Raw genomic sequence first — 15,042 nt, 5'->3', positions numbered from 1 at the left:
GTCATGACGAACAGCCCCTTTTCCTTCAAACCAGGAAAGGGGCTGTTTTTTATTAAATCAAAAAAATCTGGGGATAACAGCGATCGGAAGGTTGTTCTGTCATTGGAGTGTCTAGTGTAAATATTCTTTAGTTCAACTTATATAGCCATTTAGGGCTCAAATCCCGCCTGACTGATCCAGATCTCATCCTCGGCAAAATAGTCTTTCATCCGCTGAACGACAGTCTGATACGAATCGGGATGATACCAATGCTCCATGCCCACTTGCTGATAGAGCGACTCCATGCCGAGTCGCCGGGTGCGCTTGCCCTCACTGCCATCGCCCATGAAATAATCGTCAATGCATACGCGCCGAACCAGAGGTCTCAAGATAGCTGCAAACTGTTCACTGCTGGGTAATACGGGAGCAATCGCAACCTGTGTGGCTATTCCGGCATCCCGCAATTGTTCCAGTGCACGTAATCGGCCCGCGATCGGGGGAGCAGAAGGACTGAAATGCTTGCGCATATCGTCCAGATCCGTCTCCACCGTCATGCTGACTCGAACCCGATCGCCCAACTGCTGGAACAGATCTATATCGCGGGTAACCAGTGGACTGCGGGTTTGGACCAAGACGAAATCTGGCGGATACTGTACCATCGTTTCAAGCAATGAACGCGTGATACACTCCTTGTATTCGGCGGGTTGATACGGGTCAGTACTGGATGACATGAACAGGGTGACCTTCCCTTTCTTCAGGGCATGTTGCAACTCTTTGGCGAACACTCGGGAAGCCTCTTGTTTGACATCAACCCACGTTCCCCAATCCTCTTTGCGAAAGAGGGAGACAGGCATCTGTCTGACATAACAATAGGAACAACCGAAGGCGCAGCCTGTGTATGGATTCAGCGTATGTGTATAGCCATGAAGGAAACCTGTTCCTTTGTTCATTAACGTTTTGGGTACTTTGTAAGACAGGTTGGTCTTCATGAGTTGTCATGCCTTTCACGGTAATGTGCAGGTGTGAGACCTGTATGTTTGCGAAATACAGTAATGAAATAAGCTGAGTTGGATATACCGACATGGCATCCAATATCGTTGACAGTAAGTCTGGTATGTTCAAGCAATTTCAGGGCTTCGGTGATTCGTTTTTCCTGAATATATTGAACCGGTGTGCGGCCTGTAATCCGCTTGAACACACGATGCAGATGATAAGGACTGCCATGACTTACGGTGGCAAGGACTTCCAGGGTTAGAGGCTCGGCGTAATGATGTTCGATGTAATCCGTGATCCCGTATATCCACTCCTGATCAGGTACCCGCTCGCCTGTTGGCTTACATCGTTTGCAGGGTCTGAACTTTCGTGTCAATGCTTCTTCAACATGTTGAAATATCAGCACATTTTCAGCTTTGGGTGCTCTGGACTTACAGGAAGGTCGGCAAAAGATACCCGTTGTTTGCACACCGTAAAAGAACGTTCCATCATAAGAATTATCGTTGTGGATGATGGCATGCCAGTATTTTTCATCTATAGATTCGGGCAGTATGGTATCTTGATCTGGACTTCCCACGTTGATCACCTCACCTCTAATTATACCCTTGATTCGAAGGGATTGACGAAGTTTTAACTTAAAAAGCAAGATATCAATATTTGGGGATATGGCTCCTTCCTTCAATCTGAACGCAATATGAGCTACAATATAACAGGATGGAGAGCTAGTTATAGCTCCAATGAATTTTATAGATGAAAGAGGTAGGTAGGCATGGTTCGTTTTGGCGTAGTGGGTACCAACTGGATTACGGAAAGGCTTCTGGAAGCCGCAGCACAGGTTGAAGGATTCAAATTAACCGCCGTGTATTCAAGAACTGAAGAAAAGGCTAATGCATTTGCAGATAAATATGATGTTGAACACCGCTTCACCGATCTGGAAGAGTTGGCGGCAAGTGATGTGATCGATGCAGTTTACATCGCAACACCGAATACGGTTCATGCGGAACAGGCAGAGCTTTTTCTGAGAAACGGTAAACATGTATTGTGTGAGAAGCCGCTGGCTGCAAATAGCGCCGAAGTTCGGAGCATGATCGATACAGCACGTGAACACGAGGTTTTGCTCATGGAAGCGATGAAGTCTACCCTTGTTCCCCAATTCAAAATGGTGCAGTCCACTCTGCACAAAATCGGTCCGGTCCGCAAATACGTAGCAGGATACTCTCAGTATTCTTCGCGTTACGACAAGTACAAAGAAGGGATCGTCCTGAACGCGTTCAAGCCTGAACTCGCTAATGGCGCGTTAATGGATCTCGGTGTATATTGTCTCTATCCGTTGATTACATTGTTCGGTGCACCTAATCGGGTTCAGTCCCAGGCGATGATGCTGGAATCAGGCGTGGATGGGCAAGGCAGTGTGCTTCTGGATTATGATGGCATGGATGCAGTTGTTACATATTCCAAAATCTCCAACTCTCATGTCCCAAGCGAAATCATGGGGGAATTGGGCAGCATCATCATTGACAAGATTGGTTCCCCTGAACATGCAGAGATACGTTACAATGACGGTACGGTGGAGCAGCTCACAGTCGAACAAAACCATCCGGCGATGTATTATGAAGTGGAGGAGTTCGTGAATCTGGTTCAGGAAGGCAAAAAGGAATCCGACATGAACACGTTTGAACGTTCCTATGTTACGATGCAGGTCATGGATCAGATCCGGAAACAGATTGGCCTGGTATTCCCTAACGATTGATTCAAGAATTGGAAAGGAAGCTGAGACGAGATGAGCAGAGATGAGCAGAGCAACCGGTCCAATGATTCGGGTGGTTTGGAACTGACACAGATTGTTTTCATAGGAAGAACATTCCAGGAATATATGAAGATGTTCAACTTAACGGTGGAGGATCTTACAGGCAGGACCATTCTGGATTGTCCCGGCGGAGCGTGTTCGTTCAGTAGCCAGGCGCGCAAGTTGGGTGCTGATCCCGTGGCTGTGGATATGGCCTACGAATATGAGATCGACGAGCTTGAGGTAAAGGGATTTCAGGACATTGAGCATACGATGAAACAGATGGAACCTGTGCAAAGCATATATGTGTGGGATCAATTTGGATCAATCCAGGGGTTAAAGGAAGAGCGAACTCGTGCCATCACAGATTGCATCGCAGATATGAAAATGTTTCCTGACCGTTATGTGGCGTCTATGCTCCCGGATCTACCCTTTGCCGACGAACAATTCGATCTGACGTTATCCGCCCATTTCCTGTTTACGTATGCGGATCGATTGGACGTTGATTTTCATGTTGCAACCGTAATGGAGCTGCTGCGTGTGACCAAACGAGAGGTTCGCATTTTTCCAACAGTTGATCTGTCTGGCGAACGTTACAAGCACATGGATGAATTAAAATTAATACTCGAAGAGCGTGGGTGCACGGTATCCGAAGAACCAACTTCATATGAGTTTCAACGGAATGCGCACACCATGCTTCATATTGTTAAACATAATTGAACAAGATAGGAGGTTTTTCGGATGAATAAAGTACTTATACTTGGGGGTACACGTTTTTTCGGCAAACGTCTCGTGGATCACTTGCTGTGGGAAGGGAAGTCTCAGATCACAGTCGCAACTCGTGGTAAAACGGATGTCGACTTTGGATCCGAAGTGAACCGAATCAAGATGGATCGTGAAGACCCGGAATCTCTGGCAGAGGTTGCGCAGACAGACATGTGGGATGTTGTGTACGACAATATCTGTTATTCACCTGATGCGGCGAAAGCGGCATGTGAAGCTTTTGCAGGACGCACCAAAAGATACGTTCTGACATCCACACTCTCGGTGTACGGCGACCCCAGACCTGGATTTAAGGAAACGGATTTTGACCCGTATACATATCCATTGCAGTATGGGAGTGCTGAGGATTTTTCATATGGAGAAGGCAAACGGCTTGCGGAGGCTGTATTCTTCCAGGAAGCGAATTTCCCGGTTGTGGCGATGCGTATTCCCATTGTACTCGGGATTGATGATTATACGAGAAGACTTCATTTTCATATTGAACATGTGCAAAAAGGAAAACCGATCGGCATGCCAAATCCGGATGCGGAGATTGGATTTATCAATTCCACCGAAGCGGCAAGGTTCCTCGCGTGGCTTGGACATTCGTCCATTATCGGTCCGGTGAATGCAGCTTCCAAGGGGGCGATTACGCTGTCAGCCATGATACATCTGATCGAGACGGTCACGGGCATGCAGTCCCAGATCCTCACGGAAACTGTGAAAGAGGACATGTCACCCTTCGGGATCGAGCAATCATGGACGATGGAGACGACCAAGGCAGAGCAAGCGGGATATACGTTCGAAGCTCTAATGGACTGGTTCCCGGGACTCGTTCGTGAGGTCGCTCTTGCATTACAGTCGGAGCGGTAGAATATCGGCTCGGATGGAACTGAAATAAACCAGATGGGCAAATCGGTTCGAACGAACTGATCTTTTCAACGAATGAATGTAAAACAGGGTGCAGCCAGAGCGTAATCTCCGGTGCACCCTGTTCTTGTTTTACATTTTTTAAATCTGAATTGAACCTAATCTAGATAAGTGGGACTAATCATTTAACACGATAATATTTAGTCAACTCACGCGCTTAACTCTATTTTTGCTCACGTGGAGCAGTAGCTGAAGCCCGTATGCGCAGTTCTGAAGGTAGAATGACGGTTTGGGCTTCGGAAGGGGTCTTACCCTCAATTCGGTCAATCAGCATCTGTACTCCCTGAAACCCAAAGTCATATGCTGGCTGTGCAGCTACAGTCAGGAAAGGATCAAAAGCAGAAGCCAGATCCAGATCGTCGAAACACACGACGGAGATGTCTTCTGGCACACGTAGTCCTCGTTTGCGCAAAAGCCGAATGACCCCAATCGCCAGCATGTTGTTAGCGGCAAAAATGGCTGTTGGTTGATTCGGTTGAGTGAGTAGTCGATCCAGTCCCTCTTCATCGCTGAAATCCCGGTACCCGGTTCGAAGCACAAGCTCGGGATCAATATCAGCTCCGGCCTCACGTAAACCCGCTATATAACCTTCCTCCCGCAGTCTGGCGGTAGAAACCTCCGACGAACCATTGACCAGTGCAATGCGCCGGTGCCCCAATTGCACCAGATATCGGATCAGTTCAATTGCACCTTCCCGGCTATCTCCGGCAATGATATCTGACGTAATGCCAGGTACGGTACGGTCCAGAAAGACAAACGGAATGTGACGTTCCTGCAACTGTTTCAGATGAGGGAGAGAACGATCTCCCGCTGGGGCAAAGAGTACACCATCCACACGAGTAGACAGAATCGCATCTACATAATCCTTTTCCTTATTGTAATCCTCGTCACTATTGCCGAATAAAAGACGGTACCCACGAAGATGGGCTGCATCTTCAGCACCACGCGCCAGTGTTGTATAAAAAGGGTTGGTAATATCCGTAATAAGCAGGGAGAGCATCTGGGTTCGTTGAAGCACAAGGCTGCGTGCATTGGAGTTCGGGATGTAACCCAGTTCGTCGATCACCTGTTGCACACGTTCACGTGTCGCGGAACTTATGCGGCCTGTATGATTAATGACCTTGGATACCGTCATGGCGGAGACGTTGGCTTTTTTGGCAATATCGTAAATGGTAATCATTAGAATCTAACCTTTCCGCAACATAGTCTTACCATTCTATAGGATAATGCCAATTGACAGCAAGATAGGCTCATGCTATGTTAGGGTTACCGATAACCCTAAAGGGATCTGAACGTCTTTACTACATAAACCATTTCGTTAAATTCGCTCATGCACGTTCCATTTTCTTCAATAGAGGAACTACATATACAGCTAATTAATGAAATGGTTTATTGATATTTTTTAAAATATGTAAACGTATTCAATAGCGAAGAACTGCTCTTGATCATCTGCGTAAGCAGGTCTTGCGTGCATCTCGGGTATCGGTTGTATTCCCGCAGAAGGTTTCTCAATTCAACCCAAATTCTATGAAACGAATTGAAGGAGGACGCTCTAGTATGACACATCAGGATTATCGTTATAAGCAGGCTTTCCCCAAGATTGGTATTCGTCCCACGATTGATGGAAGACGCAAGGGTGTTCGAGAGTCACTGGAAGAACAAACGATGCGGATGGCGACGTCTGTGGCCGAGCTGCTTGCAGCCGAACTACGGTATCCTGATGGCTCCGCGGTGGAGTGTGTTGTGGCCGAGACTTGTATTGGCGGAGTGGCCGAAGCGGCCGCAGCAGCAGAACTGTTCAGCCGTTCGAACGTGGGTGTAACAATTACGGTGACACCGTGCTGGTGTTACGGTACGGAAACGATGGATATGTCGCCATCCACTCCAACAGCCATCTGGGGTTTTAACGGAACTGAACGTCCTGGTGCTGTATATCTGGCGGCAGTTCTCTCTGCCCATGCACAGAAGGGGATTCCAGCCTTTGGGATCTATGGAGAGGATGTTCAGGATGGAGGGGATACAACGATTCCCGATGACGTACGTGAGAAGTTGCTACGTTTCAGCCGTGCGGGTCTTGCAGCTGCTACATTGAAAGGGCAAGCCTATCTGTCCATTGGATCGGTATCCATGGGGATTGCTGGCTCGATTGTGAACGATTCATTTTTCCAGGAGTATCTGGGCATGCGCAATGAATATGTGGATATGAGCGAACTCACTCGCCGTATTGAAGAAGACATCTACGATCCCGAGGAGTATAAGCTCGCGCTGGCCTGGGTGAAGGAGAATTGTAGCGAAGGTCCGGACAACAACGCTGCCCATCTGCAAACGGATCGTAAACGCAAAGAGTACGAATGGGAAACGGTTGTGAAAATGACCCAAATCGTGCGTGACTTGATGGCGGGCAATCCAAGGTTGGCAGAGCTGGGGTTTACAGAAGAATCGATGGGCCACCACGCGATTGTATCCGGCTTTCAGGGACAACGGCAGTGGACAGACCATTCACCGAACGGAGATTTTCTGGAGTCGATACTGAATTCTTCCTTTGACTGGAATGGCAAACGTGCGCCTTATCTCGTTGCAACGGAGAATGATAGCTTGAACGGCGTGTCCATGCTATTTGGTTCGCTACTCACGCATACGGCACAGATCTTCGCTGATGTGCGCACGTATTGGAGTCCGGATTCGGTACAGCGTGTGACGGGGCACCAGTTGGAAGGAAACGCGAAGGACGGCATTCTGCATCTGATTAACTCGGGTTCCGCAGCATTGGATGGTACCGGACAACAGTCCAGAGATGGCAAGCCTGTGCTCAAGCCTTTCTGGGAAATTACAGATGATGAAGTTCAGGATTGTCTAAAAGCAACATCGTGGAGACCGGCATCCGTAGAGTATTTCCGCGGGGGCGGCTATTCAGCGGATTTCCTGACCAAAGGTGGTATGCCTGTAACTATGACACGTCTGAATCTGGTCAAAGGACTTGGTCCGGTGTTGCAAATCGCTCAGGGTTACACGGTCGATCTGCCTGAAGAGGTGCACGATACGCTGGATCAGCGGACAGATCCAACCTGGCCATCCACCTGGTTTGCACCTGTTCTAACCGGAGCGGGAGCGTTTACTTCGGTATACGAGGTCATGAACCAATGGGGTGCGAACCATGGCTCCATTTCGTATGGTCATATTGGTGCTGATCTGATTACGCTCGCTTCCATGCTTCGCATTCCGGTAAATATGCATAATGTCCCTGAATCGGAGATTTTCCGTCCGCGTGCATGGGGATTATTCGGCACAAGTGAGCCAGAGAGCGCAGACTACCGTGCTTGCAGTGTGTTCGGACCGTTGTATCGTTAAAATAAAGTTCCATTCCTGTCAAACGCCATGTTCCTTGTGAAATGAAGGTAACATGGCGTTCTCTTGAAAGCTGTGTTCAGAACTCGAATACAGTATCGCGTAGAGTTAAGGAGGCTTGGTAGAATGGGCAATCAAGCAACACATGTGCTTGCTGCCGATTACGGTGCTGGAAGTGGACGCGTAGTCCGGGGTTCTTTTGATGGAAGCAGACTCTCGTTACAGGAAGTGCATCGTTTCAGCAACGAACCCGTGCAGCTGGGGGATGGATTGTATTGGGATTTCTTGCGACTTTTTCACGAATTAAAACAAGGCATTGTGAAAGGGACGCAAGGTATCTCTCCATCGGTCCGTTCTATAGCAGTGGATACGTGGGGAGTGGACTATGGACTGGTGGATGGGGCGGGAAGATTATGCTCGAATCCGCGGCATTACCGGGAAGCACGCAATGCGCAGTGGATGGAAGAAGTTCTGCACATTGTGAACGAAGAAGAACTGTATGCCATGTCCGGCGTTCTGCCGCAGCAAATCAATACGGTATTTCAACTGCTAGGCAGTGTTCGAGAGCAGGCAGATTTGCGTCCGGATGTGCGCATGTTATTTATGCCGGATTTATTTCACTATTATCTATCTGGTCAGCAGGCTTGTGAGTATACGATTGCAAGTACCAGTGGGCTGTTGCATGCAGGCGAGGCGCGTTGGAATGAACATCTGATCGGGCGTTTAGGTATACCGGAAACATTATTTCCAAGGCTCGTTCAGCCCGGAACCGTGCTGGGCAATTTAACGAATGAGATGTGCGTGGAGTTACGGACTGGACCGATGCAGATCGTCTCTGTGGGCTCACATGATACCGCATCTGCCTTGGCAGCGATTCCTGCGACTGATTCGGATTTCGCTTTTATCAGCTGTGGAACCTGGTCTCTTATGGGCGTGGAGCGTGATACACCTGTATTGGATGACCGAAGTCGTGCACTGGGATTCACGAATGAAGGGACGGTAAGTGGGAAAGTACGCACACTGAAAAATCGTTCAGGGTTGTGGCTGCTACAGGAATGCAAACGGCAATGGGAGAGGGAGAATCAACTTTTTACACATGAAGAACTGGTTCAGTTGGCTTCCTTGGCAAAGCCGCATCAAAGTTACGTATCTCCGGGAGATGGCGTATATTTGGCGCCAGGAAATATGGCTGAACGCATGCGGCAACAATGCAGTGCCAGTGGACAGATTGTACCCGAAACGACTGGAGCGATTGTGCGCTGCATTCTGGAAAGTCTTGCACTGGAATTCAGGCAGACGCTGGATGAACTGCAGTTGATCACGGGTACTAGACCTCGTGTAATTCATATGGTAGGTGGCGGTGTACACAATCGACTATTATGCCAGTTTACAGCCAATGCAGCCGGTGTTCCGGTGGTGGCAGGCCCGGCAGAGGCGACTTCAGCCGGGAATTGCATGCTGCAATTCCTTGCACATGGAGAAGTGAGTAGCTTGGCCGAGGTTAGGGATGTCATGGCTGCCTCGTTTTCACCCGAGACCTATGAGCCTGAAGATACAGAACTGTGGCAGGAAGCTTATGAAATCTACCAAAGTCTGAATCAAATCAAAAGGTAATGAACAGATTCAATGCAATGAGCATTGATGCAAAATGCTAAAAAGAATAGTATGAGGAGTGGTGAGGAACATGTCTGAACAGCAAGTAAGGGAAGAGTTGACGAAGTATGCCCGCAGAGCAGTTGCCCAAGGGCTGGTGGTAGGACCCGGTGGGAATCTGAGCGCTCGCTCTGGGGGAACGATGCTGTTGTCTCCGAGTGGTTATGCACTTGAAGACCTGGAACCGGACGAGTGGATCGCTATTGATATCGAGACAGGGGAGACTAGCGCAGGATCGACACGTCCGTCATCCGAAGTATTAATGCATCTGTACAGCTATCGTGTGAATCCTGATATCCAAGCCATTGTGCATACGCATCCGGCATATACGATCGCTCTTAGTCTCGTTTTCGATGAATTGCCACACTTGTTCCCTGATCAGTCGGCATTGGTGGGCGATATCGGATTCGTTCCATACGTTCTGCCAACGACGAAACTTCTTGCCGATGCAGTCTCAGCAAAGGTAGAAGAACATACGGCGCTCATTCTCGTCAATCACGGATTGGTCACGACGGGCAAAAACCTCCGTGAAGCCTATTATCGCACCCAGGTAGTGGAAGAAAGCGCCAAGGTGTATATGATCGCAAAGGCAGCCGGGGAACCCAAAGTGCTTACTGCTGAAGAATACAAGGAAATCCAGTCCCTTGAAAGTGAAGCTTACCGTGTGCAGCTGCTGCAACAACTCAAATCTTAAACGGAGATTAATTATTCGTCAAAACCTGACATGAAACTGGATAATCCTATATTTTTCTCGACAACTATTGCATAACCTGAAATACCGAGTATAATACTGGGTAAATAGATGAAAAGGGGATGCAATAAACGATGAAAACACATGCTGAATTAAACTCACTTCTTGTTGACGATTATCTGGATCTCCTGAACATTGCGAAACAGCTAGGTGATGAGGAATGGAAAGATGCTATTCTGCAAGCATTGAAGGAAGAAGTCGATGCGAATCATCATCTGGATTCAACAGAGGTAAGACAGGATTTATGGAGTCAATTTGAAGGGATTAATGAACAGATGCATGATCTGTTAATGCAACTGAAGCATGCTGACAATCCAGAAGAGAAAGAGCAGATTATTGAAATGATCTGGGGATTGAAAGTGGACCGTCATGCGATCACACGTAAACTTGAAACCATGAGCCGTGCCAGCGCTGGACATCAATAAGCTCTATGGTTGATTATACATTGAAAACCCGCGTGCTTCCTGGGAATATCCCCTTGGTCGCACGCGGGTTTTTTGTTGCTTGAAGTTTATGCTACCTTAAAGTGTGTGTTCAAAAAGGTCGGTTTTCAGTGCCGAGAAGATGGGATGAAGCTAGAAATGGAGTAGCGGAGCGTAGAGAAAACTACGTGAGCAACTACAATGTTTCCAAAGGAAACATACTTCGTAAGCCTCCCGCTTATTTCGGCTGAATTCCATATTCGATGCTGATGATGCCACTAGGCATCCTTCGTAATCAAAAGCGGACTTTTTAAACTACCTCTCTAAAACTGTTTTGCAAAAGTGCGTGCTTGCTCTATAGCTTGTTGCTTGATCTCTTCCGCACGATCTTTATATTGGTTATGCCCCTCTACAAAAATGCCTTCAAGCTTCGGCACACCGAGGAATGACATGATAATGCTCAGATAACGATGACCGGATTCCATCTGGGCCGCTGGGCCTTCAGAATAAATGCCGCCACGGGCCTGAATATGCAGCGCTTTTTTGTCAGACAGCAATCCTACTGGCCCCTGTTCCGTATAACGAAATGTTTTGCCAGCTACACAGATGGAGTCGACATAAGCCTTCAGAATGGGAGGGAACGAGAAGTTCCACATCGGAGTTACAAAAACATATTTATCTGCTGAGGCAAATTGATCCGACAATTCATTTAAACGACTTACTTTGGTCTGCTCTTCGGCAGTTAAATCACTACCTGATTGCAGTTTGCCCCAACCACTGAACACATCCGCATCGATATGGGGGATATCCGAGCGATACAGATCGAGGTGAACAACCTCATCAGAAGGGTGACTTTCACGATAAGCATCAATAAATGCTTTACCTGTAGCCATGCTGAAGGAGGTTTCATGATCATGAGGATGGGCAGTAATATACAATAAGGTAGACATATTGTTTCTTCCTCTCTGTACGATTCATGGAGTGAACCGATGTTGGTAGTAATGAAGCGACCGCAGTAGTATGCATCGATTGCCCCGTTTTATACGTCAGATAGGAATATGAATGGAATGATCACAATACTGAGTTGGATGTTATATAGTGACCAGATACTCAATCCATGTATAATATACAGGACGAGTATTTATTTTCCAACGATAATAGGGATGAGTGAGATGAGCGCACATGGGAATGGACCTGGAGAAGCAACGATTAAGTATTGAAGCAGCGAAATTGTATTATCAGTCCGATTACAGCCAACAGGATATTGCCGCAAGGTTGGGCGTATCGCGTCCAACGGTGTCCCGATTACTACAGTACGCCAAAGATCGTGGTTACGTCCGGATTGAAATTATGGACCCGTTGGAGGATATCGATATCATTGCCGGAGAACTTAAGTCGAAATATGATCTGGATACGGCACTTGTGTGTTTTGCTCCGTTGAAGAGTGATGAGGAAATACAGAAGCATATCAGCAAACGAGCAGCAGACTACCTTCAGGAGACGGTTCAGGATGCAGATATTATCGGGGTGACTTGGGGAACAACCATGCATGCCGTAGCACGCCAGCTTCGTCCCAAGCAGGTCAAAGGTGTCGAAGTCGTGCAATTGAAGGGGGGCGTAAGCCACTCCCATGTCAATACGTATGCCGCTGAGATTGTACATTTGTTCGCTGAAGCTTTCCACACGGTACCAAGGTATCTGCCGCTGCCTGTTATTTTCGACAACATTGAAGTAAAAAAAATGGTGGAAGCGGACCGGCATATTGGGAGAATCGTGGAACTTGGCAGACAGGCCAACATCGCCTTGTTCACCGTAGGTACTGTGAAAGAAGATGCGTTATTGTTCAGGCTCGGCTACTTCAATGAAGAAGAGCAACAATTACTGATGAACTCAGGTGCAGGTGACATTTGTTCACGCTTTTTCGATGCGGAAGGTCAGTTGATCAGTGAAGAGATTAACAGCAGAACCGTCGGGATAGATCTGGCCGAATTAAGAAATAAGGAAAAATCCATCCTGGTCGCCGGGGGACAACGCAAAATTGAAGCCATTCACGCCGCGCTCAAAGGTCATTATGCGAATATTCTGGTCACAGACCAGTACACAGCGCAGGCATTACTGCGATTCTAATTTCAAATGGATATGGATGACAACATCTGCCACGAAAAAAGGGCGGATGTTTTGCTTTGTTAGGCAGAAAATATAATATAACGAAGTAAGAACGATAAACGGATTCGTGAACAAAAGTTCAATTTGATTTTTACATATGTTCATGTTAGTGTAAGGGTATAGAAAATAACTAGTTCAGATAAGGGAGAGATTCAATTGACTACACCACAATTAGCTAAAATGATTGACCACACGTTGCTTCGTGCAGACGCAACACAAAGTGAAATGGCCAAGCTAACCGAAGAAGCGAAGCAATACCAGTTTGCTTCCGTATGTGTTAACCCAGGCTGGGTTGCTTATGCTGCTGAGCAATTGCAGGGTACTGGCGTGGATATCTGCACCGTTATTGGTTTCCCTCTGGGTGCATCCACATCAGAGACGAAAGCTTTCGAAACCAAGGATGCGATTGCTAAAGGTGCAACTGAAGTCGATATGGTCATCAACATCAGTGCTTTGAAAGATGGCAAAGATGATTACGTTGAACAGGATATTCGTGCTGTTGTTGAAGCGGCTGCGGGTAAAGCTTTGGTGAAAGTCATTATTGAAACTTGTCTGTTGACGGATGAAGAGAAAGTACGTGCTTGTCAGGCAGCTGTGCGAGCTGGAGCTGATTTTGTTAAAACTTCTACAGGATTCTCCACAGGTGGAGCAACACCAGAAGATATCGCTTTGATGCGTCGTACTGTAGGTCCTGATGTAGGTGTTAAAGCTTCCGGTGGTGTTCGTAGCCTGGAAGATATGCAGAAAATGATCGAAGCCGGAGCAACTCGGATCGGTGCAAGCTCTGGCGTGAAGATCATGCAGGGTGGTCAGTCTACGTCTTCTTATTAAGCAAAAGCTTATCAAACAAAAGTAATGATATATTCTCTGTACTTGGGCGTTCGACTCAGGTACAGGGAATACAACTTGCACTTATATTTTAAAAAACGGAATTTGTTGTAAGCGCTTCATAAGTTTTCTGAAAAATTACTGATTTAGAATGCTTAAGAACCCTTTGAACTGAATTCCACATCCGGCTTAACTACCTTCAAAGGAGAGATCAAATGAAATTTTTAATTGCCATTATCGGTTTACTCGTTGTTTTTGGACTGGCTTATATCGCAAGCAACGGTAAAAAGAAGATTCGCTACCGGCCGCTAGTCGTTATGATTGTTTTACAGGTGATCCTGGCGTATGCCTTGCTGAATACAGGAGTGGGTACATGGCTGATTGGTGGATTCGCGACCGTATTTAAAAGTTTGCTTGATTATGCAAATGAAGGGATTGCGTTTGTATTTGGTGATTTGACTACCGTAGGTGCAGAGACCGTAGGGACACCGTTTTTCCTCAGCGTATTGATGCCAATCGTTGTCATCTCCGCCCTCATTGGGATATTGCAGTATATCCGAATCTTACCTTTTGTTATAAAATATATTGGTCTGGTATTAAGCAAAATCAACGGAATGGGCAAACTGGAATCATATAACGCGGTTGCTTCGGCTGTATTGGGGCAATCTGAAGTGTTCATTTCTGTGAAAAAACAAATTGGGTTGTTGCCAAAACATCGGCTGTACACCTTGTGTGCCTCAGCGATGTCCACGGTATCGATGTCGATTGTCGGTGCCTATATGTCCATGATTGATCCGAAATATGTGGTTACGGCACTTGTGCTGAACCTGTTTGGCGGTTTTATCATTGCTTCCATTGTGAATCCTTATGAGGTTACCGAGGAAGAAGATATATTGGAAGTACAGGAAGAGGAGAAACAGTCCTTCTTCGAAATGCTGGGAGAGTACATCCTGGATGGATTCAAAGTCGCCATCATCGTAGCTGCGATGTTAATCGGTTTTGTTGCCTTGATTGCACTTGTTAACGGAATTTTCAGCGCGGTGCTTGGCATTTCGTTCCAGGAGCTGCTTGGTTATGTGTTTGCACCATTAGCCTTTATTATGGGTGTTCCTTGGAAGGAAGCGATTCAGGCGGGAAGTATTATGGCAACCAAAATGGTATCCAACGAATTCGTCGCCATGCTTGCTCTTGCGAAGGAAACAGTTTTGTCTGCCAGAACAACAGGGATCGTATCCGTCTTCCTCGTTTCGTTCGCGAACTTCTCCTCCATCGGTATCATTGCCGGTGCGGTGAAGGGACTTCATGAGAAACAAGGTAATGTGGTAGCCCGCTTCGGTCTGAAACTGCTTTACGGTGCATCGCTTGTCAGTGTATTGTCGGCGATCATCGCCGGACTGTTCTTGTAAACCGGATTATTGGAAGGAGTG

14 protein-coding genes are annotated in these 15,042 nt (G+C 47.1%); 10 read left to right on the top strand and 4 right to left on the bottom strand.

Going from position 1 to position 15,042, the window contains the following annotated elements:
• Positions 1 to 149: 149 nt before the first annotated feature.
• Positions 150 to 968 (bottom strand): SPL family radical SAM protein, encoded by an 819-nt coding sequence (locus AC1S8V_RS17035; protein WP_482070032.1) that lies wholly within the window; start codon positions 966 to 968, stop codon positions 150 to 152.
• Complete coding sequence (locus AC1S8V_RS17030; protein ID WP_482070031.1) at positions 965 to 1,549, bottom strand: bifunctional transcriptional activator/DNA repair enzyme AdaA; 585 nt, start codon at positions 1,547 to 1,549, stop codon at positions 965 to 967. The genes AC1S8V_RS17035 and AC1S8V_RS17030 overlap by 4 nt, the downstream gene beginning before the upstream one ends.
• A 192-nt stretch (positions 1,550 to 1,741) precedes the next feature.
• Between AC1S8V_RS17030 and AC1S8V_RS17025 the strand changes: the two genes are divergently transcribed.
• Genes AC1S8V_RS17025 through AC1S8V_RS17015 form a run of 3 tightly spaced genes read left to right on the top strand, consistent with a single transcriptional unit; the run spans position 1,742 to position 4,393 of the window.
• Positions 1,742 to 2,722: a Gfo/Idh/MocA family protein gene (locus AC1S8V_RS17025; RefSeq protein WP_482070030.1), complete on the top strand. Its 981-nt coding sequence runs from the start codon at positions 1,742 to 1,744 to the stop codon at positions 2,720 to 2,722.
• Positions 2,723 to 2,752: 30 nt separating this feature from the next.
• Positions 2,753 to 3,478 carry an SAM-dependent methyltransferase gene (locus AC1S8V_RS17020; RefSeq protein ID WP_482070029.1) on the top strand — a complete coding sequence of 242 codons (726 nt, stop codon included), beginning with the start codon at positions 2,753 to 2,755 and terminating at the stop codon, positions 3,476 to 3,478.
• Between the two features lie 21 nt (positions 3,479 to 3,499).
• Complete coding sequence (locus AC1S8V_RS17015) at positions 3,500 to 4,393, top strand: NAD-dependent epimerase/dehydratase family protein (protein ID WP_482070028.1); 894 nt, start codon at positions 3,500 to 3,502, stop codon at positions 4,391 to 4,393.
• Between the two features lie 220 nt (positions 4,394 to 4,613).
• On the opposite strand, the gene AC1S8V_RS17010 is transcribed toward AC1S8V_RS17015, so the two are convergent.
• Positions 4,614 to 5,630 (bottom strand): LacI family DNA-binding transcriptional regulator, encoded by a 1,017-nt coding sequence (locus AC1S8V_RS17010; RefSeq protein ID WP_482070027.1) that lies wholly within the window; start codon positions 5,628 to 5,630, stop codon positions 4,614 to 4,616.
• 377 nt (positions 5,631 to 6,007) lie between these two features.
• Here AC1S8V_RS17010 and AC1S8V_RS17005 point away from each other — a divergent pair, with 377 nt between their 5' ends.
• The 4 genes from AC1S8V_RS17005 to AC1S8V_RS16990 all read left to right on the top strand — a co-directional run bounded on the left by AC1S8V_RS17005 (position 6,008) and on the right by AC1S8V_RS16990 (position 10,624).
• A complete protein-coding gene (locus AC1S8V_RS17005; RefSeq protein WP_482070026.1) occupies positions 6,008 to 7,798 on the top strand; it encodes an L-fucose isomerase in 1,791 nt (596 codons plus the stop codon).
• A 123-nt stretch (positions 7,799 to 7,921) separates the two neighbouring features.
• Positions 7,922 to 9,409, top strand: coding sequence for a rhamnulokinase (locus tag AC1S8V_RS17000; protein WP_482070025.1), 1,488 nt, complete (start codon positions 7,922 to 7,924; stop codon positions 9,407 to 9,409).
• A 70-nt stretch (positions 9,410 to 9,479) separates the two neighbouring features.
• Positions 9,480 to 10,142: a class II aldolase/adducin family protein gene (locus AC1S8V_RS16995; RefSeq protein WP_482070024.1), complete on the top strand. Its 663-nt coding sequence runs from the start codon at positions 9,480 to 9,482 to the stop codon at positions 10,140 to 10,142.
• A gap of 131 nt (positions 10,143 to 10,273) precedes the next feature.
• Complete coding sequence (locus AC1S8V_RS16990) at positions 10,274 to 10,624, top strand: hypothetical protein (RefSeq protein WP_440389424.1); 351 nt, start codon at positions 10,274 to 10,276, stop codon at positions 10,622 to 10,624.
• 320 nt (positions 10,625 to 10,944) lie between these two features.
• On the opposite strand, the gene AC1S8V_RS16985 is transcribed toward AC1S8V_RS16990, so the two are convergent.
• On the bottom strand, positions 10,945 to 11,571 hold the full coding sequence (locus AC1S8V_RS16985) for an FMN-dependent NADH-azoreductase (RefSeq protein ID WP_482070023.1): 627 nt from the start codon (positions 11,569 to 11,571) through the stop codon (positions 10,945 to 10,947).
• A 238-nt stretch (positions 11,572 to 11,809) separates the two neighbouring features.
• Between AC1S8V_RS16985 and deoR the strand changes: the two genes are divergently transcribed.
• The 3 genes from deoR to AC1S8V_RS16970 all read left to right on the top strand — a co-directional run bounded on the left by deoR (position 11,810) and on the right by AC1S8V_RS16970 (position 15,021).
• Positions 11,810 to 12,748, top strand: coding sequence for a DNA-binding transcriptional repressor DeoR (gene deoR / locus AC1S8V_RS16980; RefSeq protein ID WP_026081051.1), 939 nt, complete (start codon positions 11,810 to 11,812; stop codon positions 12,746 to 12,748).
• 219 nt (positions 12,749 to 12,967) lie between these two features.
• On the top strand, positions 12,968 to 13,618 hold the full coding sequence (deoC, locus tag AC1S8V_RS16975) for a deoxyribose-phosphate aldolase (RefSeq protein ID WP_278299207.1): 651 nt from the start codon (positions 12,968 to 12,970) through the stop codon (positions 13,616 to 13,618).
• A gap of 212 nt (positions 13,619 to 13,830) precedes the next feature.
• Positions 13,831 to 15,021, top strand: a complete 1,191-nt coding sequence (locus tag AC1S8V_RS16970; protein WP_482070022.1) for a NupC/NupG family nucleoside CNT transporter — start codon at positions 13,831 to 13,833, stop codon at positions 15,019 to 15,021.
• Positions 15,022 to 15,042: the final 21 nt, after the last annotated feature.

The sequence above is a fragment of the Paenibacillus sp. B46(2026) genome, from assembly GCF_056786355.1.
This window is presented reverse-complemented; position numbering and strand designations above follow the sequence as displayed.